General features: G+C 64.1%; 19 protein-coding genes. 8 read left to right on the top strand and 11 right to left on the bottom strand.

Features of this window, described 5'->3' with window-relative positions; genetic code table 11:
* Position 1 precedes the first annotated feature (1 nt).
* From AB4136_RS23130 to AB4136_RS23110, 5 genes are all read right to left on the bottom strand, one after another.
* Entirely contained in the window at positions 2-1,141 is a 1,140-nt protein-coding gene (locus tag AB4136_RS23130) for an ABC transporter ATP-binding protein (protein ID WP_024926075.1), read from the bottom strand.
* Between the two features lie 69 nt (positions 1,142-1,210).
* A complete protein-coding gene (locus AB4136_RS23125; protein ID WP_024926074.1) occupies positions 1,211-2,311 on the bottom strand; it encodes a polyamine ABC transporter substrate-binding protein in 1,101 nt (366 codons plus the stop codon).
* A gap of 345 nt (positions 2,312-2,656) precedes the next feature.
* Positions 2,657-3,616: a DMT family transporter gene (locus AB4136_RS23120; protein ID WP_024926073.1), complete on the bottom strand. Its 960-nt coding sequence runs from the start codon at positions 3,614-3,616 to the stop codon at positions 2,657-2,659.
* A 165-nt stretch (positions 3,617-3,781) separates the two neighbouring features.
* Complete coding sequence (locus tag AB4136_RS23115) at positions 3,782-5,209, bottom strand: S41 family peptidase (RefSeq protein WP_024926072.1); 1,428 nt, start codon at positions 5,207-5,209, stop codon at positions 3,782-3,784.
* Positions 5,210-5,289: 80 nt separating this feature from the next.
* Positions 5,290-6,732: a helix-turn-helix domain-containing protein gene (locus tag AB4136_RS23110; protein ID WP_024926071.1), complete on the bottom strand. Its 1,443-nt coding sequence runs from the start codon at positions 6,730-6,732 to the stop codon at positions 5,290-5,292.
* 457 nt (positions 6,733-7,189) lie between these two features.
* Between AB4136_RS23110 and aceA the strand changes: the two genes are divergently transcribed.
* The 3 genes from aceA (at position 7,190) to AB4136_RS23095 (ending at position 9,540) form a co-directional block, all read left to right on the top strand.
* Positions 7,190-8,479: an isocitrate lyase gene (gene aceA, locus AB4136_RS23105; RefSeq protein WP_024926070.1), complete on the top strand. Its 1,290-nt coding sequence runs from the start codon at positions 7,190-7,192 to the stop codon at positions 8,477-8,479.
* A gap of 94 nt (positions 8,480-8,573) precedes the next feature.
* Positions 8,574-8,816: an SMc00767 family acetate metabolism repressor gene (locus AB4136_RS23100; protein WP_024926069.1), complete on the top strand. Its 243-nt coding sequence runs from the start codon at positions 8,574-8,576 to the stop codon at positions 8,814-8,816.
* Positions 8,817-9,132: 316 nt separating this feature from the next.
* On the top strand, positions 9,133-9,540 hold the full coding sequence (locus AB4136_RS23095) for a transcriptional regulator (RefSeq protein WP_024926068.1): 408 nt from the start codon (positions 9,133-9,135) through the stop codon (positions 9,538-9,540).
* A gap of 104 nt (positions 9,541-9,644) precedes the next feature.
* Here the strand turns inward: AB4136_RS23095 and AB4136_RS23090 are convergent, their stop codons facing one another.
* The gene (locus AB4136_RS23090; protein WP_024926067.1) at positions 9,645-10,361 is read right to left on the bottom strand and encodes an HAD family hydrolase; all 717 of its coding nucleotides are present in this window, start codon (positions 10,359-10,361) and stop codon (positions 9,645-9,647) included.
* Between the two features lie 138 nt (positions 10,362-10,499).
* Here AB4136_RS23090 and AB4136_RS23085 point away from each other — a divergent pair, with 138 nt between their 5' ends.
* Together AB4136_RS23085 and AB4136_RS23080 are read left to right on the top strand one after the other, a co-directional pair.
* On the top strand, positions 10,500-11,933 hold the full coding sequence (locus AB4136_RS23085; RefSeq protein ID WP_024926066.1) for a glutamine synthetase family protein: 1,434 nt from the start codon (positions 10,500-10,502) through the stop codon (positions 11,931-11,933).
* 145 nt (positions 11,934-12,078) lie between these two features.
* Complete coding sequence (locus AB4136_RS23080) at positions 12,079-13,365, top strand: NAD(P)/FAD-dependent oxidoreductase (RefSeq protein ID WP_024926065.1); 1,287 nt, start codon at positions 12,079-12,081, stop codon at positions 13,363-13,365.
* Here the strand turns inward: AB4136_RS23080 and AB4136_RS23075 are convergent.
* The 3 genes from AB4136_RS23075 to AB4136_RS23065 all read right to left on the bottom strand — a co-directional run bounded on the left by AB4136_RS23075 (position 13,334) and on the right by AB4136_RS23065 (position 15,990).
* Complete coding sequence (locus tag AB4136_RS23075) at positions 13,334-14,809, bottom strand: sensor histidine kinase (protein WP_024926064.1); 1,476 nt, start codon at positions 14,807-14,809, stop codon at positions 13,334-13,336. The genes AB4136_RS23080 and AB4136_RS23075 overlap by 32 nt on opposite strands.
* The gene (locus AB4136_RS23070) at positions 14,806-15,480 is read right to left on the bottom strand and encodes a response regulator transcription factor (RefSeq protein WP_024926063.1); all 675 of its coding nucleotides are present in this window, start codon (positions 15,478-15,480) and stop codon (positions 14,806-14,808) included. Before AB4136_RS23070 ends, AB4136_RS23075 begins: the two co-directional genes overlap by 4 nt.
* A gap of 126 nt (positions 15,481-15,606) precedes the next feature.
* The gene (locus AB4136_RS23065; RefSeq protein ID WP_024926062.1) at positions 15,607-15,990 is read right to left on the bottom strand and encodes a hypothetical protein; all 384 of its coding nucleotides are present in this window, start codon (positions 15,988-15,990) and stop codon (positions 15,607-15,609) included.
* A gap of 588 nt (positions 15,991-16,578) precedes the next feature.
* Here AB4136_RS23065 and AB4136_RS23060 point away from each other — a divergent pair.
* Entirely contained in the window at positions 16,579-17,451 is an 873-nt protein-coding gene (locus AB4136_RS23060) for an SH3 domain-containing protein (protein ID WP_024926061.1), read from the top strand.
* 295 nt (positions 17,452-17,746) lie between these two features.
* On the opposite strand, the gene AB4136_RS23055 is transcribed toward AB4136_RS23060, so the two are convergent.
* Positions 17,747-18,493 carry an SDR family oxidoreductase gene (locus AB4136_RS23055; protein WP_024926060.1) on the bottom strand — a complete coding sequence of 249 codons (747 nt, stop codon included), beginning with the start codon at positions 18,491-18,493 and terminating at the stop codon, positions 17,747-17,749.
* A 106-nt stretch (positions 18,494-18,599) separates the two neighbouring features.
* Entirely contained in the window at positions 18,600-20,075 is a 1,476-nt protein-coding gene (locus tag AB4136_RS23050) for an aldehyde dehydrogenase family protein (RefSeq protein ID WP_024926059.1), read from the bottom strand.
* Positions 20,076-20,323: 248 nt separating this feature from the next.
* On the opposite strand from AB4136_RS23050, the gene zwf reads away from it, so the two are divergent.
* Both zwf and pgl read left to right on the top strand, forming a co-directional pair.
* Complete coding sequence (zwf, locus tag AB4136_RS23045) at positions 20,324-21,796, top strand: glucose-6-phosphate dehydrogenase (protein WP_024926058.1); 1,473 nt, start codon at positions 20,324-20,326, stop codon at positions 21,794-21,796.
* Positions 21,778-22,494 carry a 6-phosphogluconolactonase gene (pgl, locus tag AB4136_RS23040; protein WP_024926057.1) on the top strand — a complete coding sequence of 239 codons (717 nt, stop codon included), beginning with the start codon at positions 21,778-21,780 and terminating at the stop codon, positions 22,492-22,494. The genes zwf and pgl overlap by 19 nt, the downstream gene beginning before the upstream one ends.
* Positions 22,495-22,521 lie beyond the last annotated feature (27 nt).

Genomic DNA, 22,521 nt, shown 5'->3' with positions numbered 1-22,521 from the left:
CCTACCGCGTCAACACGACGCCGGCGTCCGGCCGGAAGGAAACCCAGGCTCGATCGTTCCAGGTCAGGGGATCGTCCGAGATGCGGGCGGCGTTCATGCTCTGGGCGCGCACCACCTGCCCGTCGGTCAGCCTGACGTGATAGACGGTCATGTCGCCGAGATAGGCGATGTCGTAGACCTCGCCTTCCAGCGCGTTGACGTTGTTGTCCGGCTTGGCCGAGGAGATGCGGATCTTTTCGGGGCGGATGGCGAAGGCGACGTCGGCACCGGCACGGGCCTCGCCGGCATTCTCGACCAGTATCTGCGCGCCGGTGGCGCCGGTGATCCTGGCGGTCTTTTCCGTGCGTTCGGCGACCTTGCCCTCGAACATGTTCACATTGCCGACGAAGTTGGCGACGAAACGCGAAGCCGGTGCCTCATAGACCTCGGCCGGCGTTGCCACCTGCATGACCTCGCCCTTGTCCATGATGGCGATACGGTCAGCCATGGTCATGGCCTCTTCCTGGTCGTGGGTGACGACGACGAAGGTGAGGCCGAGTTCCTGCTGCAGATCCATCAGTTCGAACTGGGTCTCCTCGCGCAGCTTCTTGTCCAGCGCGCCCAGCGGCTCGTCTAGCAAGAGCACCTTTGGCCGCTTGGCGACGGAACGGGCGAGCGCCACGCGCTGGCGCTGGCCGCCGGAGAGCTGGTGCGGTTTGCGCTTGGCGAATTTCTCCAGCTTCACCAGCTTCAGCATCTCAGCGACGCGCCTTTCAACGTCCGCCCTGGGCATGCCTTCCTGCTTCAGGCCGAAGGCGATGTTCTTTTCCACCGTCATATGCGGGAACAGCGCATAGGACTGGAACATCATGTTGACGGGGCGCTTGTAGGGCGGGATGCCGGCGAGGTTCTCGCCGTCCAGAAGGATGCGGCCGGAGGTCGGCTGCTCGAAGCCGGCCAGCATGCGCAAAAGCGTGGACTTGCCGCAACCCGACGCGCCCAACAGCGCGAAGAACTCACGCTCGTAGATGGTCAGCGACAGATTGTCGACGGCGGTGAAGTCGCCGAACCGCTTGGTGACATTCTCGAATTGGATGTATGGCTTTGCCTTCGGGTCGTTCCACGGCGCAAAGTCCCTGCGGATGCTGCCCAGCGATTTCATGTCCCTCTCCGTCCTTTTCCCGGGAAAAACCCCGGCGACCCAGCCGCCGGGGTTCACGTCTGTCGACGCTTATTGGCCGGTGACGACCTTGGTCCAGAGGCGCGTGATGGTGCGCTGGGTCTTGGGGTCGTACGGGGCGACGGTGAACAGCTTCTTCAGCATCGGCTCGTCGGGATAGATGGTCGGATCGCTGGTGATGTCCTTGTTGATGAACTGCTGCGACGCCTTGTTGCCGTTGGCGTAGTAGACATAGTCCGACGACTTGGCGATGACTTCGGGCTTCATCATGTAGTTGATGAATTCCAGGGCTTCCGGCACATGCTTGGCATCGGCCGGGATCGCCATCTGGTCGAACCACATCTCGGCGCCTTCCTTCGGGATGGTGTAGGCGACGTTGACGCCGGCCTTGGCATCCTTGGCGCGGTTGCGTGCCTGGAAGACGTCGCCCGACCAGCCGATGGCCACGCAGATGTCGCCGTTGGCGAGCGCGTTGATGTATTCGGACGAATGGAATTTGCGGATCGACGGCCGGATCGACATCAAGAGATCTTCGGCCTTCTGCAGGCTTTCCGGCGACTTGTCGGTCGGATCGAGACCGAGATATTTCAGCACGGTCGGGACGATATCGGTCGGCGAATCCAGCACATAGACACCGCAATCCTTCAGCTTGGCGATGTTCTCGGGCTTGAACAGCGTATCCCAACTCTCGATCTTGTCGGTGCCGATCGCGGCCTTCACCTTGTCGGGGTTGTAGCCGATGCCGACGGTGCCCCACATGTAGTTGACCGAATGTTCGTTGCCGGGGTCGAAGGCGGCGACACGCTGCTCGACGACGTCCCACATGTTCTTCAGGTTGGGCAGCTTCGACTTGTCGAGCTTCTGGTAGACGCCGGCCGCGATCTGGCGCACCAGGAACGGGCTGGCGGTGGGCACCACGACGTCGTAGCCCGAGCCGCCGGCGAGCAGCTTGGTCTCGAGGATCTCGTTGGAATCGTAGACGTCGTAGACGACCTTGATGCCGGTTTCCTTGGTGAAGTCCTGGATGATCGACTGATCGATATAGTCAGACCAGTTGTAGACGTTGACGACACGTTCCTGTGTCTGAGCGCTCGTTATCGGCAGGGCCAGGAATACGGCCGTTGCCGCCAGCCAGATCGCTTTGCGGGTCATTTCGGTTTGCTCCTATTGTCATGACGAGTGTTCCCCGCCCGCCGGATCGTTTTTGCAGCCGGCGTGGCATGGTTTGGTAAGGCAGATTTTTTGCGAGAACCGGCGCGTTGCGGTCCGTCGGGGCGTATTCAAGCCTGGAAGAAAGGGAGCAGTTAGCGCTGCTGCCTAAACGAAAGAGCGCCCTGCGAGGTTGCGGGGGCTCGTGCGGGCTGGAAGGCTCGGTCCTGGTTTGGCCGGCTGTTGCACGTGGCAAGATACGCCTGTTTTGTTGTTGCCGTGCCCACAGCCTGCCCGCCGGGCTAGTTGCTTGTCAATGGGCAAAACCATTCTGTTTTGCTTTCGCGATCAGTTCGGCGACGGGATGCCGACCGCGCCCGGACGCTGCGGCTTGGACTGGCGCCACATTTCCATGCCGATGTGGATGAACAGTGCGGCGAAGACGATCGCACCGCCGATGATGGTGCGCGCCGACGGCACTTCGCCATGTACCAGCCACACCCAGATCGGCCCCAGGATCGGCTCGAACGTGCCGAGAAGAGCCGCGACCGCCGCCGGGATGAGGCGCGCGCCGGTGGCGAAGAAAGCGAGGCCGACGCCGAGATTGATGACACCAAAAGCGAACAAAAAACCCATATCGCGCGGCGAAACGGCGAATTGCGTGACCTGCGATGCCGCGAAGATGGCGGCGAAGATCGTGCCGAGGCAAGTGGCCGGCGTCATGCGCACGGTTGCGAAGCGGCGCGTGATGACGGTGGCAACCGAAAACATGAAGGCGATCAACAGCGCCAGCCCGTCGCCGACCGGCGAGACGGTGCCGCCCAGCGATTCCGAGACCATGATGGCGACACCCGCGATGACGCCGGCGATCGCCGCCCAGGTGGCGGCCGAGACCTTTTCGCGGAACAACAGCCACGACAGCAGCGCCGCGAGCAGCGGCACGCCGGCCTGCATGAGCAAGATGTTGGCGACCTTGGTGTAGGACAGCGCGACGACGAAACAGGTGGAGGCGGTGGCGAAGCAGATGGCCACCGCCAGCCCGGGCAAGCCCATGTCGCGGAACAGTTTCACGGTGCCGCGCAGGCCGTCGCGCCAGGCCATGAAGCCGAGCAGGAAGGCGGCCGCCCATACCGAGCGCCAGAACACCACGGTCCAGCTTCCATCGGCCTCGATGAAGCGGGCGATGGTACCGCCGAGGCTCCACATCAGTGCGGACAGGAAGACGAGCAGATAACCCACGCGCTCCTCGCGCCGCGACACCGGCTGGGCCTGTGCGGTTGCAGGCGATGGGGAAGCGGCGTCGGCCATGGCGCTACTGTCTGATGGTTCGGCTCATCATCGTCGTTTTGCCACCCGCGCGATATCGCAGACGCGGCAAATCCATGCCTTCTGGCGTAGCGCGAAGGCGGGCCCTGGAGATGGTCCAGCCACATGCATCGGCTATGTCAGCCCGCCGCAAACCGGTGGCGACGCCTATTTCGCCAGTTTCAAGGCCTCGGCGAGCACGGCATCGTCGCCGGCGGCGTAGCTGGCGAAGGTCGGCGCAACCGGCACCGTCGGTGTCAATGAACCGGACGGCGTGCCGTAGAAATAATTGAGGACGAAGCATGTCCGGATCTGAGCCAAGCCGCAGCCGTTTTGCCAATCGTGATAGCCGGTCGTGTAGCGGATCGCCAGTTTGGAATTCGGCATCCGGGCCGTGCCGCCCTCACCCCAGGATTGCGGCCTGTCGCCCATCGCTTCCCCGATCAGGACGGCGCGCGAGCCGGCAAAATATTTCAGCCGCGCCGCGGTGCTGATGCCGGCGGAAAAGGTGTTGCCGCTGGTCAGGATGAACACCTTGCCGTCCGGCGGCAAGAGCTCCGGCAGCCGCCGCGTGAAATCGGCAGCGAGCAGGTAGTTGCCGCCCGGGTTGAAGCGCAGATCGACCACCGCATGCTTCACCTTCCGCTTGGCCACTTCCGCCAGCAGGCCCGAGAGATAGTCCTCGATGGAAGCCTTTTCCTGATCGCCGATACGGTTCAGCTGGACGTAGAGGATGCCGTCGTTTTCGAGATAGCTGTGCCAGAAATTGTCGTCCGGCCGCGAGAGATAGGACGGGGGTGCTGCACCATCCAGGACATGAACCCAGGAAGCTTCGCTGTCCTTCCTCCGGACCGGGCTCAAATCCCGCTTCGGCCAGGAACTTCTGGCTAGCGGCTCCGGCGTCCCGGCGACCGCGGCAAGCCGGCGCACGACTTCGACCCCATCGCGCTGCCGGACGCGGAATTCGGCGGCATCCGCATTTTCGGCGAGACCCGCCGCGTGAAGCAGTTCCGGCGAGATGAGGAAATTCGGCACGAATTCGCGCGCCAGATTGGCCGGACCACCGGTGTAGGGGCGTAACGCCTCGACCAGTTGCTCGGGCGAATGGCCATTCAGCGCCAGCACCTGCGCGCCGAGCAGATCGCGCTGATCCGCGGCTGCACTCACCACAAACAGGTCGTCGGCGAACCAGCCCAGGCGAACGGGCACGGCGTTGAAACCGTTTCCGCCGACCAGGCCCAATATGTTGGTATGGCCATTGTCGGCCAATGCCACGGCACGCGCCGCGCCCATCGCCAGGCCGGCGCGATCGAGTTCCGGCGCACGCGCCACCAGTTTGTCGAGCGCGGCTTCAAAGGCGGCGCGGGTTTGATCGGTGAAGCTTCGCTCGACCTGCGGCAACAGCCGAAGATAGGCCAGATCCCGCAGATTCTTCTCGGCTGGCGATGCGGCCAGCGGAAAATCCATAGCCGGATAAGATTTCAGCGCCGGATACAAAATGAAGGCGGCGGGTGCCACGACGAGGAGCAGAACCGCGACCAGGGCAATCGCGATACGCTTCAGCCAGCGCCGGGCGGGACGAACGGAACCAGCCATGAATGCCTCGATGTCGGAGAATCTATTAGAATATGATCATATATCTATAGACATCGACGCCGGGGTAAAAGACCCACGCTTTACTGGAAGTCGAAGGCGGACAGGCCCGTCACCATCTCGTCCAGCCCTAGCGGACGCGTGACCGGCGGCTCGGCGCGCGACAGGCAGCCGGAGCGCTCGCACAGCCGGCAGGCCGGCCCGACCGGCGTTGCCGCCACCGCGCCGGGTTTTGCGCCAACGCCAAGTGCCGGAAGGGCCGCGCCATAGACGATCTCGTCGCGAAAACCGATATCGCAGCCGATCAGGATGGCGGTGCGGCGCGGGCGCTCCGAAAAGGCGCCTTGCGGGCCTTCCAGCGTGCGGGCGACGGTGAGGAATTCGGCGCCGTCCGGCATTTCCACCGCTTCGACGAAGATCTGGCCGGGCTGGGTGAAGGCGGCATGTACCGCGAGTTTCGGACAGCCGCCGCCGAAGCGGCTGTGCGGAAAGCCCTGGGCGCCGGCGCGGCGGAAGCGGTTGCCGGCATTGTCGACCTCCAGCATGAAAAACGGCACGCCGGAGGCGCCGGAACGCTGCAGCATGGTCAGCCGGTTCGCCGCTTGTTCGAAGGAAACGCCGAAGCGCGAACGCAGGACATCGATGTCGTAGCGGGCGCGCTGGGCGGCGGAATGGAAGGCCTGATAGGGCATCGTCAGCGCATGCGCGGCATAACGGCCGAGCTCGAACCGGGCCAGCCGCTTGGCCTCGTCGGACGACAGTTTCAATGCCTGGATCTCGGCCGCCACCGCCACCTGCATGCGGATGAGGCTTGCCTCCATCGCCACTTCGCGCAGCTGGTCGAACGGCGACAGCCGCTCGGACAGGAACAGGCGCTGCGAATGGCGGTCGTAGCGACGCCGCCAATTGGGCATGGTGGCGACCGGCAGAACTTTCACGACGATGCCGTGCTCGCGCTTCAGCCACGCCTTCAAGGCGCCGAACAGGTCGTCGCCGGGCTCGAGCAGCGTCGTGAACGCCTCGGCCTCCTCCTCCAGAGCGGCAAAATGGTTCGGCCGCCGCTCGAACACCTCATGCACCTCGTCGATCGGCAGGCGCGCGCCGGACAGCGCCGTGGTGCGCCCCTCGCGGGCGAGCAGCTCGGTCAGGTCCGACAGGCGCTCGGCCTGCTCGCGATAGGCGCGGAACAGTTTGATCACCGCGGCCGCCGCATTGGGCGCGGCCTCGGCGATCTCGACCAGTTCCTGGTCGCCCGGCAGTTCGCCGGACAATAGCGGGTCGGCGAAGACCTCGCGCAGTGCCGCGATCGAGCCGCGCGCCTCGCCCTGCAGTTCTTCGGGCTCGACCTTGTAGACGGAAGCGAGCTTCAGGATGAGCTGCACGGTCAGCGGACGCTGATTGCGCTCGATCAGGTTGAGATAGGAGGGCGAGATGCCCAGCCCCTCGGCCATCGCCGTCTGGGTCAGGCCCTTCTGGTTGCGGATGCGGCGAATGCGCGGTCCGGCGAAGATTTTCTGCTCAGCCATGCGCTTCTCCCTTCTCCCCGTGTGGGAGAAGGTGTCGCCATAGGCGGCGGATGAGGGGTGTTGGAAGAAACGAGGCGGCGGCGAAGGGCTTGAAGAGCCCCGACCTTGGTTCTGTCGCGTTCCTCGCAGCACCCCTCATCCGACCTCGCCTATGGCAGCCGCGCCGCCGGGCTCGGCCACCTTCTCCCGCAAGGGGAGAAGGAAAGGCCGGCCGGATTTTACAAACCTTGACAGGCTCAATCGCCATTTTGGCCGCTCGTCGCATTTTACATCTTTTACAAATTTACAGCGTCTCCCTGTCAAACGCAACACAGGTTTTCCCTTATTTTATCGCCTAAGCCTCGAATTCATTCGGCCGATTTCGCACCGCAATGTAAATCAAGTCACAGGAAAGCCGCCGCGAATTCACGACGAATGGCGGTTTTCGACAAACGTCTTTCAGTAAGCGGAGCAGACCATGACTGATTTTTACAACCTCGTCCCCTCGGCCGCCGAAGGCCGTTTCGACGGCATCGAGCGGCCCTATTCGCCGGAGGATGTGAAGCGGCTGCGCGGCTCCGTGCAGATCAAGCACAGCCTGGCCGAAATGGGCGCCAACCGGCTGTGGAAGCTCATCCACGAGGAAGATTTCGTCAACGCGCTCGGCGCGCTCTCCGGCAACCAGGCCATGCAGATGGTGCGCGCCGGCCTGAAGGCGATCTACCTGTCCGGCTGGCAGGTGGCGGCCGATGCCAACACGGCGTCCGCCATGTATCCCGACCAATCGCTCTACCCGGCCAATGCGGCGCCCGAGCTTGCCAAGCGCATCAACCGCACGCTGCAGCGCGCCGACCAGATCGAGACGTCGGAAGGCAAGGGCCTGTCGGTCGACACCTGGTTCGCGCCGATCGTCGCCGACGCGGAAGCCGGCTTCGGCGGACCGTTGAACGCCTTCGAGATCATGAAGGCCTTCATCGAAGCCGGCGCCGCGGGCGTCCATTTCGAGGACCAGTTGGCGTCGGAAAAGAAGTGCGGCCATCTCGGCGGCAAGGTGCTGATCCCGACCGCGGCCCATATCCGCAACCTCACCGCCGCTCGGCTCGCCGCCGACGTCATGGGCGTGCCGACGCTGATCGTCGCCCGCACCGATGCGGAAGCCGCCAAGCTGCTCACCTCCGACATCGACGAGCGCGACCAGCCCTTCGTCGACAAGGATGCCGGACGCACGGTGGAAGGCTTCTACCAGGTGAAGAATGGCATCGAGCCTTGCATCGCGCGTGCCATCGCCTACGCGCCCTATTGCGACCTGATCTGGATGGAGACCGGCAAGCCGGATCTTGCCCAGGCGAAGAAGTTCGCCGAGGCGGTGCAGAAGGCGCATCCGGGCAAGAAGCTCGCCTATAACTGCTCGCCGTCGTTCAACTGGAAAAAGAACCTCGACGACGCCACCATCGCCAAGTTCCAGCGCGAACTCGGCGCCATGGGCTACAAGTTCCAGTTCATCACGCTGGCCGGCTTCCACCAGTTGAACTTCGGCATGTTCGAACTGGCCCGCGGCTACAAGGATCGCCAGATGGCGGCCTATTCGGAACTGCAGGAGGCCGAATTCGCGGCCGAGGTGAACGGCTACACCGCGACCAAGCACCAGCGCGAAGTGGGCACCGGCTATTTCGATGCCGTGTCGATGGCGATCTCCGGTGGCAAGTCGTCGACCACCGCCATGAAGGAATCGACCGAACACGAACAGTTCCGCCCGGCCGCCGAATAGGCCGGCCCGCACAGCTTCCCCCGGCGCGGGCCGCGCCGGGGTCCAAAACAGAGGAACCGCCCGAAAGGCGAAGGAACATTCGAGGAGAACGACAATGGCACCGCGTACCCGTGTCAAGGAAAGGGCAGAAGAACAGGCCACCACCATGAGCGCCGACCAGCAGGCGGTCATCCGCATCGTCGCTAACGATTTGCACCGTCTCAACCAGTCGGTCATGAAGGCGGTCGAGGCCGGCGTCTCGGTCGAACTGGTCCGTTCGGCCCGCCATCATGGCGGCGACGGCAACTGGGGCGATCTTCTGATCCCGGTCATCGTCACCCAGCAAAGCCACGGCTGACGAAAGTCAAGACTTACCAAAGCCAAACAAACCCGCCGCGTGCATCGCCACGCGGCGGGTTTTTTGTTTTCGATCCTGTTTTGAAGCGGCCGTGGCTACAATTTTTGTTGCATGACCGCTACTGATTTTATTGTGATGCTGGAATATAACGCCAGTCGCCTACATGCGCTTGACATGACGGCGGTCTCAACCGATTGTCGAATGGTTTCAACCTAGCATTGAAATGAAGACTCGCGGTGGAAACAGACAACCGCCGCTGAGTGGCGACAACGGCAGGCCGACCGGTGGCGCGACCGGCCTGGGACGTGGAGGGGCTTTGCTGGATTTTTCGAAAGTGCTCGTGGTCAGCCGATCGCAGATCAATCGCATCGTCGTGTCGAGGATCATCGAGCAGGGCGGGTTGAAGCCGGTGGCTGAATCGCCAGAAACGGCCCCGGCAGCGCTGACCACGCTGGTTCCGGGAACGGTCGTGCTGGACGGCGGACCGGAAAACAGCGATTGCGACGCAGTGCTGGCGGGGGTCGCTTCGATCCGCGGCGTTGCCGGCAAGGCTTCGCCCACCGTCATCTTCCTGTCGAACCGCACCGGCACGCAGGAAAGCCTCGGCCTGCCGCGCACCGTGGATTACGTCGTGGCCAAGCCGATCACGCCCGAGCGCCTGCAGCAGATCATCGAACGCCTGAAGCACAGTTCGCGCAGCATACCCGCCCCGGAAGCAGGCTGAGGCTCGCCCTGCTCGGTGAGCCAGGGAAGGCCGGGGAACGAGGCAAGGCCCGCGCCTGTTGAGCCGGCGAAATAACGCCAGGAACAATGCAGGCGACGGCGCCGTCAGTCGTTGTCGATGCCCAGCACGAGGCCCGGCAATTCACCGAGATGGGCGATTTCGCGGAAGCGCGGCGCGGTGGCGGGCGGCTCGACATGCTCCACCACCCAGGTCAGATCATGCGGCACGAAGATGCCCCAGCTGCCGGCTTCGATCGCCGGCACCACGTCGGATTTCAGCGAATTGCCGACCATCATGGCGCGCTCGGGGCCGTCGCCATGGCGCGCGAAGATGCGCTCATAGGTCGGGCGTGACTTGTCGGAGACGATCTCCACCGCGTTGAAGAAATCGCCGAGGCCCGACTGCGCTAGCTTGCGCTCCTGGTCGAACAGGTCGCCCTTGGTGATCAGCACCAGCCGATAGCGGCTGGCCAACGCCTCCAGCGTGTCATGGACATGCGGCAACGTCTCGACAGGATGGCTCAGCATTTCGCGGCCAGCGGCCAGGATCTTGCCGATGACCTCGCCAGGCACCTTGCCGTCGGTGACGTCGATCGCCGTCTCGATCATCGAAAGCGTAAAACCCTTGATGCCGAAGCCATAGGCGCCGAGATTGCGCTTTTCGGCTTCCAGCAGGCGCGCCAGCAAGCTGTCCTTTTCACCATGGCCGGCGAGCAGTTCGACGAAATGCGCCTCGGTCAAACGGAAGAACTGCTCGTTCTGCCAGAGCGTGTCGTCGGCGTCGAAACCGATGGTGGTCAAGCTGTTGGAAGACGTGGACATGATGCCCATCTAGGGCGAAAAACGGCCAAAAACCAGCACTTTGGATGCTTGCGCCCACGAAAACGAGAGCGAGCCCCCCTTTTCTTCCGCAAGGGGCCACGGCTATACTCGGCAATCCGCAACCATATCTGGTGATTGATGCCGCCTGCAAAAAAGGAAGTCCGTCCGTCAACTCGGGGGACGCGAACCCGTGCGCCTGCCTTTCTGAAAAACCTCAGGGGAGTGAAGAGCTGGAAGGAGGCGAGCGCCTGGCTGGAATCGCGCGGTATCGAAGACATCGAATGCATCACCCCCGACCAGGCCGGCGTTGCCCGCGGCAAGATGATGCCGTCTTCCAAATTCACCTCCAACACCTCGCTGGCGCTGCCTTCCGCACCGTTCATGATGACGATTTCCGGCCAGTATCCGGAAAACGGCAACGGTTTTGAATATCCGGAAGACGATGGCGACCTGAAGCTCGTGCCTGATCTTTCGACGCTGACCGCGGTGCCGTGGGAAGAAGACCCGACAGCCGCCGTCATCTGCGACCTCGTCCATCAGGACGGTCGCGCCGTGGAATTCACGCCGCGCAACGTGCTGAAGCGCGTGGTCGCCGCCTATGACCGGCACGGGCTGAAACCCGTCGTCGCGCCCGAGATCGAATTCTACCTGGTTCGCAAGAACCCCGACCCCGACTATCCGCTGACCCCGCCGGTCGGCCGTTCCGGCCGGCCGATTGCCGGCGGCTCGGGTTACTCGATCGCCGGCGTCAACGAATATGACGAATTGATCGACGACATCTACCATTTCTCGGAAAGCCAGGGCCTCGAGATCGACACGCTGATCCACGAGGAAGGCGCTGGCCAGCTCGAAATCAACCTGCGTCATGGCGACCCTGTCGAACTGGCCGACCAGGTCTTCCTGTTCAAGCGCACCTTGCGCGAAGCGGCGTTGAAGCACGACGTCTACGCCACCTTCATGGCCAAGCCCATCCAGGGCCAGCCAGGCTCAGCCATGCATATCCACCAGTCGATCGTCGACAAGAAGACCGGCCGCAACATCTTCTCGGCCGAGGACGGTTCGGAGACCGAAGCCTTCTTCAACTTCATCGGCGGCATGCAGAAACACGTGCCTAACGCGCTGGTGATGTTCGCGCCTTACGTGAACTCCTACCGGCGCCTGACCCAGGCGGCGTCCGCCCCCGTCAACAACAAATGGGGTTACGACAACCGCACCACCGCCTTCCGCGTGCCGCGCTCGGACCCCAACGCCCGGCGCGTCGAAAACCGCATCCCGTCTTCCGATGCCAACCCTTATCTGGCACTCGCCGCCTCGCTCGCCTGCGGCCTGATCGGCATCAACAACAAGTTGCAGGCCGAACCGCCGGTGTTGACGACGGCCAACGAGGACGAGATCGACCTGCCGCGCGGCCTGCTCGAAGCCGTCGACCTGTTCGAGGGCGACGAGGAGCTGGCGGGCATGCTCGGCCGCGCCTTCACCTCCACCTATGCGGCGATCAAGCGGGCGGAGTTCGAGACCTTCATGGAAGTGATCAGCCCGTGGGAGCGGGAGTATTTGTTGCTGAATGTTTGAAGCAACAGGCAGTCGGGAGTAGGCAATCGGCAGTCGGGAAAGCAGGCGGGGAACTCCGCGAACTGTGCTCCGATCTGTAATTCGCTGAAGCCAAACCCGACTGCCGACTGCCCACTCCCGACTGCCTCACCACCCGAAAGCCACCATGCCCTACCAATCCCCCATCTCCCCCGGCCGTTCCTGGTATGAAGACACCGTCGGCGCGCGGCCAGAATATCCCTCGCTCGACGGCGACCGGCAGGCCGATGTCGTCATCGTCGGCGGCGGCTTCACCGGGCTGTCGGCGGCGGTGCACCTGGCCAAGGCCGGCACCAATGTCGTCCTGATCGAAAGCCATCGTTTTGGCGACGGTGCTTCGGGCCGCAATGGCGGCCAGATGGGCACCGGCCAGCGCGCCTGGGCCGAGGAACTCGAGGATGATTACGGCCTCACCCGCGCCAAGGCACTGTTCGACCTGGCCGAGGAGGCGAAAACACATCTTCACGACTTCTCGGCCGCCAATGGCATCGACATCGACTACATGCCCGGCCAGATCTCGGTGGCGCACAAACAGCGCTATGTCGACGACTACAAGGCGCATGCCGACATCATGGCGACGCGCTTCAACTATCCGCACATCACCTTCATGGATGCGCGCGAAACGGCGGAGCGGCTGGGCTCGACGCATTATTACGGCGGCGCCCGCGACACCGGCACCGGCCATATCCATCCGCTGAAGCTGGTGATCGGCACGGCGCGCGTGGCGGCCGCGGCGGGCGCGCATATCTTCGAGAAGACGCCGGCGACCGGCCTCACCACGCAAGGCGGCAAGGTCAAGGTGACGACGCAACGCGGCACGATCACCGCCGACAAGTGCCTGATCGCCACCAATGCCTATGGCGGCACGCTGGAACCGATGAGTGCGGCGCATATCATGCCGATCGGCTCCTTCATCGGCGCCACCGTGCCGCTCGGCGATGCGTCGAAAGTGTTGCCCGGCGGCGAATCCGTCGACGATTCCCGCTTCGTGGTGCGCTATTTCCGCAAATCCAGGGATGGCCGGCTGTTGTTCGGCGGCCGCGAAATCTACGCGGTCAACGACCCCAAGGACATCCACATCCATATCCGCAAGCAGATCAGCGAAATCTATCCGCAGCTGAAGGATGTCGAGATCACCCATGGCTGGGGCGGTTATGTCGGCATCACCGTGCCGCGAAAGCCGTTCGTGCGCGAGGTGATGCCGAATGTCATCTCCGTCGGCGGCTATTCCGGTCACGGCGTGATGTTGTCCAACTTCTTCGGCAAGCTTTACGCCGAGACGGTGTCGGGCAACCGCGACCGGCTGAAGCTGATCGAGGAGCTGAAGATACCGCCCTTCCCCGGCGGTCGCCGCTTCCGCGCGCCGATGCTGTTCCTGGCGCTCAACTGGTTCGCGCTGCGGGACCGGATCTGATTTTTTTGGCCGGGGTCTCCGCCAGCGGCAGTTGCAGGCGGATATGCGTGCCGTTCCAGCGTCCGTTCAAGATATCGATACGGCCGCCATGCAGGCGTGCGATCTCGCGGGCGAGATTGAGGCCGAGCCCGGCGCCGCTGGAGCGCGGACGCAGCCGGTAGAACGGCTCGAACACGCGCTCGCGTTCCTCCAGCGGGATCCCCGGGCCCTCGTCGTGGATTTCCAGGCCGCCCTCGCCGTCGACCAACACGGTGATGGTGCCCGAGCCGCCGCCATGCTCGATGGCGTTGCGCAGCAGATTGGCGACGGCCCGCTCGACTTGCTGCGAGCGGATATCGACCAGCACCGGGCGCCCGGCCGGCTCGAAAGAGAGGTCATAGCCGGCCTCCAGCGCCAGCGGCGCGAAATCGGCGGCCAGCGTTCTGGCCAGTTCCACCAGATCGACCACCTCGCGCGGACCGGCGGCGTGGTCGAGCACCTGGCGGTCGAGCAATTGCTGCGCCAGATGCGACAGGCGCTCGATGTCCTTCTGCAGGCGCCGGCTCTCGGGATCCTCGCGCAGCAATTCGGCACGCGTGCGCAGGATGGCGATCGGCGTGCGCAGTTCATGCGCGGCATCCGTAAGGAAACGGTTACGCTTATCGTAACCTTCGCCGAGACGAGCCAGCGCGCGATTGAAGGCCTGCACCAGCGGCGCCACCTCCTGTGGCACGCGCTCGGTCGGCAATTGCACGGCGCGGTTGTCGATGTCGATGTTGCCGGCTTCCCTGGCGGTGGCGACGAGGCCGGCCAGCGAGCGGCGCACCACGGCCGGTGTCGTTACCAGCGTGGTGACGCCCATCACGATGATGATCGGCAAAAGCATGATGATGGTGAGGATGACCAGGATCGGGCCGACCCGCACCCAATTGGTGGTGCCGTCCGGATTGCGGGCGAGATCGATCTGCAGATCGATATTGGCTTCGACGCCGGTGTTTTCCTCGCGCGACGACATGGTGGAGGCGAGTACGCCGACACGGCCGGCCGACGTTTCCAGATTGGCGTAGGAAGCGGCAGGCCGCAAATCCAGCTGCGCGAAGGTCAAGGCCGCACGGTCGACACTTTTGAGCAGGCCGTCGCCGCCGCTGGCATAGACGGCAGGCACATTGCCCTGTTTCAGCACTCCGCCTTTTTCGTCGCGTGCAACGAACCACATGTTCGGAAAGCTCTTGCGGAAATTGGTGAGTTCTTCCGTGTCGCGCAGAACGAGCTGGCCGGCCGCGTCGCGGCCCAGCGCTTCTCCCACGACAAGGGCGGCTGCCTCATTATCGACCACCAGGCGCGGCTGCGCGACGAAGAACACCAGCGTGATCAAGCCGAGGAAGACAACCAGCATGACCGCCTGCAGTATGATCAGGCGGCGCACCAGCACCCATTGCAGCGAACGTGGACGCGGCTTTCTCATGCGACGGCGCGCAGCAGATAACCGAGGTTGCGGATCGCCCGGATCTCGACGCCGGCATCGACCTCGTCGAGCTTGCGCCGCAGCCTGGACAGGTGCGAATCCAACGCGTTGGAGCCGATCTCGTCATCCATGGCGTAGACCGATTCCTCCAGCGTGGAGCGCAGCACGGCGCGGCCCGGCCGGCGGATCAGCGCCTCCAGCGCCAGTTGCTCGCGGCGCAGAAGGTCAAGCGGCTTATCGCCGACAAGCGCTTCGCGATGGCGGAAATCATAGGTGAGCCGGCCGACCACCGTGAGGTCGGAGCGCAGCGCCGCCGGCCGCCGTTGCAAGGCACGCAGGCGCGCCATCAACTCTTCCACCGAGAAGGGCTTGGCCAGATAGTCGTCGGCGCCAGAGTCGAGGCCGGCGACGCGGTCGTCGACGCCGCCCAGTGCCGTCAGCATCAGCACCGGCGCCTCGATGCGGCTGGCGCGTAGCTTCGGAATGAGGTCGAGCCCCTCGCCGTCAGGCAAACGGCGGTCGAGCACCAGCGCATCATAGGGGCCGAAAGCGGCCGCCGCCTCGGCATCGGCGATGGTCGAAACGTGATCGACAATGACGTGACGGCGCTCCAGCGCGGTCTTCAGCACCGAGGCCATCTCCGGCTCGTCCTCGAGCAGCAGGATACGCATGGTTTTCTTCTTTCCTTCACCCGCGACACCGGGCGATGCCGGCGCTTCAAAGTGTTAGAGCGTCCTTTGCACGTCCGAACGGACGCGCAGCGCTCTAATGACGCATCGCGGCGCTTTTCCGGCGTTTCATTCGCATTCCAGCTTCGGCTTGCGGAAATTGGTGACATACCAGCGCCCCGCGGACCAGCGCGCATAGAATGTGTAGAAACATTCCTGCTCCTCGACATAACCCGGCCTGACGGTTTCCTCATAGCGGGTGCCGCGCCTGGTGTCCTTGATCTCGCCGCTGGTCGAGCCGGGCACAACATTGGTCGAAACCTTGCGCCATTGATAGGCGCGTTCGCCACGACCGATGTCCAGGATGGTAGAGGGCGGACCGTAGTCGAGAATGACCGTTTCCACCGGCTGGCCGATGTAATTCTTCATGATGTCGGATGCGCAGCCGGCAAGCAGCGCGACCGAGGCCACGGCAACAGCGCCGCAGGCAGCGCGAAAGGTGATGAAAGACATGATCTGATCCGGTTTTCGTCCCTGACCCGGCAGCTATCGCGGCAAGATTGCAGGGACATTGCACATTTCCGGGCAGATCCCCGAGCCCATCTTTCAGCATATCCCACGGACCGCTCCAGGCCCCGCGGAAGGCCGGTTTCCAATCGAAACGGGTGCCGCTTCGACACCGGAGACTGATTCGGCGGCGCCAGACGACAATGGCAAGCTGTACCTTACGTTGCGGAAACAACGAGGTTTTCCCGCCCGCGACAGTCAAAAAATGCACAGAATATGTGGACACCCGTTGCCGTTGAGGTGCCAAAGGCGCATAGATGCCACAATCGTCTGCAAGATGATCCACAAGCTGGAAACGGAAGACCTCGAACCTTGCGTTGCCAGCCAGGATTTCGGGACCGACGCTGATCCAGGTGTTGTCAACCGCGATCGCAAGAACGTCGGCCGTGTTCGGGGGTAACCAGAACCTCAGATGCCAAAATTGGTCCAGTTCTGTTTCGTGGACGGCAGGACCGTCAGCCAGGACAACAAAACCCGAGCGGTGGCCGCCCCAGGCTTGCCGGCCAACGGTCGTTGCGGCCGCTGGAGGCCGTTTTGAAAGGGCCGCTCGGTTTCGGCGGGCCCAAGCAGCATCGCATTTCGATGCAGTTCGGCTACAACACCAAGCCGTCTTTCTGGCAGCAGCTACAGACGAATTCGCATCTGGTGATCGCCGCGGTCGGTACCGCCGCGTTGCTCGGCGTCGCCGGCATCGCCTTGTGGCTGGCGCTGCCGACCGGCGAGCGCCAGGCTTTCGCCGAAGCCAAGCATCCGCCGGCCACCGAAGCGCCGGCGCCGCAGGCCAAGACGGTGCAGGTCGCCGGACAGACGCCCGCCGCCACGCCTGCCGTGGCCGATGCAAAGCCGCAACCCGCCCAGACGCTTGTCGCGGTCAACCAGCCTGCCTCCACCGAGCCGAGCGCTGTGAATTCCAACGGCACGTCGGCCCCGCAGTCGGCCGCCGCGATCCAGGAAGCCGCCAAGGCGGTAGTCGTCGCCAAGCCGGGCGATGCCAATCCCGACGATGCCAGCGCGGACGACGAGGCAGCTACGGACGACACGACGCAGAGCGCCTATGCGGAGACGAACAAGGCCCCGTCGCCCACGGAAGCCGTCATCGCCAAGCCGCCAGTGCCACACGCCAAGCCCGACAAGGCGCTGACCGCAGGCATTCCGCCAGCGGATGAAACGCAGGATACGCAAGAGGCGGCACCCGCCGATGCCAAGCAAGCCAAGGCAACCGGCAACGGCACCACCTTGCGCGCCGTCACCATGCGTTCGGGCCCGAAAAAGGGCGCCGACGCCATCGCGACCGTGCCCGGCAAGGCAGCCGTCGAGGTGATTTCCTGCACCAAGGCCAAATGGTGCGAGATCGTCTACCAGAACAAGCGCGGCTGGGTTTACCAGGGCTTCCTCAACCGCGGGTGAGAAGCTGTCCGTGTCGCGGACGAAAAGCCAAGTGCTTGGTTTTCTGACTAGGGACATCTCGTGTCGTGCGAAGCGGTGGGTTTGGCGCCCTTCCCTTCTCCCCTCGTGGGAGAAGGTGCCTGAGCGAAGCGAAGGCGGATGAGGGGTGATGGAAGAAACGAGACGTTTCAGGATCAGCGCCTCACTCCAATATCACCTCACATCTCCCAGGCAGCGCTCCGTCCAACACCCCTCATCCGTCTCGGCGCTGCGCGCCGAGCCACCTTCTCCCACAAGGGGAGAAGGATGCGCGGCCTCAAATACACCGCCCTCCATCCACCTCCAGCGCCACGCCGGTGATGAAGGCGGCTTCGTCGGAGGCCAGCCACAGCGCCGCATTGGCGATGTCGAGCGGGGTCGACAGGCGACCGAGCGGGATGGAGGCGCGGAATTTCGCGCGCAGCTCGGGCGTGTCCTCGCCCATGAACTGGGCAAGCATTCCGGTTTCGCCGGCGACGGGGCAGAGGCAATTGACGCGGATGTTCTTTGGCGCGAGTTCCACCGCCATCGATTTGGTGGCGGTGATCGCCCAGCCCTTCGAGGCGTTGTACCAGGTCAACCCCGGGCGCGGGCGCAGGCCGGCGGTCGAGGCGGTGTTCAAGATGACGCCGCCGCCCTGCCGCTCCATGATCGGCACCACCGCCAGCGCGGAATGATAGATCGCCTTCATGTTGACGGCGGTGATCAGGTCGAAGGTCGCCTCGTCCACCGCCAGCATGTCGCCATTGCGATGGGTGTAGCCGGCATTGTTGATCATGATGTCGACGCGGCCGAAAGTGTTCTTGGCCGCATAGACCATCTCTTCGACTTCCGAGCGGCTTGAAACGTCGCTGGCCACGGCAATCGCCGACGGACCGATCTCGTCGGCGACGCGCTCCGCACCCTTGGCATTGAGGTCCGCCACCACCACCCTGGCCCCCTCCTCCGCGAAGCGTTTGGCCATGCCCTCGCCGAACCCCGACGCGGCGCCCGTGACAATCGCGACCTTATCCTTCAAGCGCATTTTTCATCCTTGTGAGAAGTTTACTTCGGCCGAGAGCCCCGCGCAGATTACCCTCCCTTGGGGAAAGGGTAAGCAGCACTGCCAAGACCAGCCGGGTGTCGGCTGCTCAGCCATGATTGAAGACGACCGTCTTTGTCGCCGACATGTCGTAGAGCGCCTCGAAACCCTTCTCGCGGCCGTGGCCGGAACGCTTGAAGCCGCCGAAGGGCAGTTCGATGCCGCCACCGGCTCCGTAACCGTTGACGAACACTTGGCCGGAACGCACGCGCTTGGCCAACCGGTGCTGGCGGGCGCCATCCTTTGTCCAGATGCCGGCGACGAGGCCGAATTCGGTGCCGTTGGCGAGCTTGACCGCCTCGTCCTCGCCGTCGAAGGCAAACAGCGTCAGCACCGGGCCAAACACCTCTTCCTGCGCGATTGCTGCAGCGGGGTCGACCGATCCAAACAGCGCCGGGGCGAAATAATAGCCGCTGGCCGGGGCATCCTTGTGCACCGAACCGCGCGCCAGAACGGTTATGCCTGCCTTCTCGGCGTCGGCCACCATGCCGGCGACCCGCGCCTGCTGGCGTGGATTGATCAGCGCGCCAAGGTCGAGATCGGCATCGTGCGGACCGGCGACCAGTTTGGCGAAACGCTCGGCCAATGCCTTGGCGACCTCGTCGTAGACGGGCCATTCGACCAGAACGCGGCTGCCGGCCGAGCAGGTCTGACCGCCATTCTGGATGATGGCGTTGACCAGCACCGGCACCGCCTTTTCCAGATCGGCGTCGGCGAACACCATCTGCGGCGACTTGCCGCCGAGTTCCATGGTGACGCCGCGATTGTTGATGGCCGCCGCCTGCTGGATCGACGTGCCTGTGGCCGGCGAGCCGGTGAAGGTGACGTAGTCGACGTCGCGATGGCCCGACAACAGCGCGCCGGCCTCGCGGCCATAACCGGTGATGACGTTGAAGACGCCCGCCGGGATGCCGGCTTCCAGCGCCAGTTCCGCCATGCGGATGGTGGTGAGCGAGGCATCCTCGGCCGGTTTCACCACCAGCGTATTGCCCATGGCGAGCGCTGCGCCGGCCACCCGCGCCAGGATCTGCAGCGGGTAGTTCCAGGGGATGATGCCGGCGACGACGCCATGCGGCTCGCGCAATGTAAGCGCGGTGTAACCATCGAGGAAAGGAATGGTGTCGCCATGGATCTTGTCGGCGGCGCCGCCGTAGAATTCGTAATAACGCATGGTGGCGGCGACGTCGGCCTTGCCCTGCCGCGCCGGCTTGCCGGTGTCGCGCGATTCCAGCGCGGCGAGTTCGGCGCTGTGCTTCTCGACCAGATGGCACAGCCTGGTCAGGCAGCGGCCGCGTTCCACCGCCGGCATTTTCGCCCAAGGGCCGTGCTCGAAGGCATGGCGGGCACTGGCGACGGCCAGATCGACATCGGCCTGGCCGGAGGCGGGGATGGAGGCGAAAACCTGGCCGTCCGAGGGGCAGGCGACATCGATGCGCAGGCCGGAAACGGCGTCCACCTGCTTGCCGCCGATGATCTGGCGGAAGCTGCGGCCTTCCGCCACCGTGCTCGAAAGATGTCCGTCCATACCTGGCTTCTCCTGTGGCCTTTTGGCTAAGGCGCCCTATTCTCTGCCGGACGCAAGCGTGGCGACACTATCGCGCAAGGAACATCGTCCGTGCTGGACCAGTGTCAAGGGCGATGCTGTGTCACCATTACACTGGTAAAATTAAATCGATTAGATTATATCGGCTTTCGTCGCATTGCGGCAGTGTTGTTAGCGCATGGTGACGCACCCGTTGAATGGCGAAAGCAGCGCGCGAGATCGGATAGAGCATGACAAGGCAGATCATCCCCGTCGACCCGTTCGACTTCATCATTTTCGGCGGCACGGGCGACCTTTCCGAGCGCAAGCTGTTGCCGGCGCTCTATTATCGCCAGCGCGACCATCAGTTTTCCGAGCCGACCCGCATCATCGGCACCTCGCGCACCAAGATGAGCGACGAGGAATTCCGCACCTTCGCCCGCAAGGCCATCGCCAGCCATGTCGCCGCCGCCGATGTCGACGAGAAGGAGCTGGAGAAGTTCCTGGCACGGCTTTCCTATGTGCCGGCCGACGCCACCACCGGCACCGGTTTCGACGCGCTGAAGAAGGCGATCGGCGCCTCCACGGCGATCCGCGCCTTCTACATGGCCGTGTCGCCGTCGCTGTTCGGTTCCATTTCCGACCAGCTCAAGAAACATGAGTTGATCACGCCGGCTTCCCGCATCGTTGTGGAAAAGCCGATCGGCCGCGACCTCGCTTCGGCGCAGGCGCTGAACGATCTGGTCGGCGACGATTTCCACGAAAGCCAGATCTTCCGCATCGACCATTATCTCGGCAAGGAGACGGTGCAGAACCTGATGGCGCTGCGCTTTGCCAACGCGCTCTACGAGCCGTTGTGGAATTCGGCGCATATCGACCATGTGCAGATCACGGTCGCCGAAACCGTCGGCCTGGAAGACCGCGTCACCTATTACGACAAGGCCGGCGCCCTGCGCGACATGGTGCAGAACCACATGCTGCAGCTGCTGTGCCTCGTCGCCATGGAAGCGCCGTCGTCGATGGATGCGGATGCCGTGCGCGACGAGAAACTCAAGGTGCTGCGTGCATTGAAGCGCATCAATGGCACCGAGGCGCCGAAACACACGGTGCGCGGCCAGTATCGCGCGGGCGCTTCCGCCGGCGGGCCGGTCAAGGGTTACGTCGAGGAACTCGGCTCGGAGAGCAACACCGAAACCTTCGTCGCCATCAAGGCCGAGATCGCCAACTGGCGCTGGGCCGGCGTGCCTTTCTACCTGCGCACCGGCAAACGGCTGGCGGCGCGCGTTTCCGAGATCGTCATCGAGTTCAAGCCGATCCCGCACTCGATCTTCAACGGCGACAGCGCCGGGCCGATCTTCGCCAACCAGCTGGTCATCCGCCTGCAGCCGGACGAAGGCGTCAAACAATACATCATGATCAAGGACCCGGGCCCGGGCGGCATGCGGCTGCGCCAGATTTCGCTCGACATGAGCTTCGCGCAGCAGTTCCAAAGCCGCGCGCCGGACGCCTATGAGCGCCTGATCATGGACGTGATCCGCGGCAACCAGACGCTGTTCATGCGCCGCGACGAGGTCGAGGCGGCATGGAAGTGGATCGACCCGATCCAGAACGCCTGGGAAAACGCCAAGCAGGACGCCCAGGGTTATACCGCCGGCACCTGGGGACCGTCGGCCTCGATCGCGCTGATCGAGCGCGACGGCCGCACCTGGCACGAGAGCAACTGATAGCCATGGCTTACCATTGGAACGAATTCGACGACCGCGCGGCCCTGGCTTTCGCGCTTTCCGGCAAGGTTGCCGCCCTGCTCGCCCGGTCGGTCGAACGGCGTGGCACCGCCTTGCTGGCCGTTTCCGGCGGCACGACGCCGGCGAAGTTCTTCGCCGCACTGTCGCGGGAACAGATCGCCTGGAACAAGGTCATCGTGACGCTGATCGACGAACGCTTCGTGCCGGCCTCCTCGCCGCGCTCGAATGCCGGGCTGGTGGCGGCGAACCTCTTGCAGAACGCGGCAGCCGCCGCGCGTTTCGTGCCGCTCTATCATGAGGCGGCCAGCATCGAGGATGCCGCGCGTGCCGACAATGAGGAGCTGAAGGCGCTGCCCTGGCCGCTCGACGTCGCCATTCTCGGCATGGGCGGCGATGGCCATACCGCATCCTTCTTCCCCGACGCCGACACGCTGCCGACGCTGCTCGATCCCGCCTCGCCGCGCATCGTGCTGCCGGTGCATGCGGTGAGCGCCGGCGAGCCGAGGCTGACGCTTTCGGCGGCGCGCATCCTGGAAGCGGATTTCGTCGCCGTGCACATCGAGGGCGCCGAAAAGCGCGCTGCCTTCGACGAGGCGATGGGACCCGGCCCGAAAAAGCCGATCCGCGCGGTGCTCGACGCCGCCCCCGTGCCCGCGGAGATCTACTGGGCGCCGTAAGCAGCCAAGCCGTCGGTCCCGGCCGGA

The sequence above is a fragment of the Mesorhizobium sp. 2RAF21 genome, assembly GCF_052115345.1.
Taxonomy (GTDB): Bacteria; Pseudomonadota; Alphaproteobacteria; order Rhizobiales; family Rhizobiaceae; genus Mesorhizobium; species Mesorhizobium terrae.
This window is presented reverse-complemented; position numbering and strand designations above follow the sequence as displayed.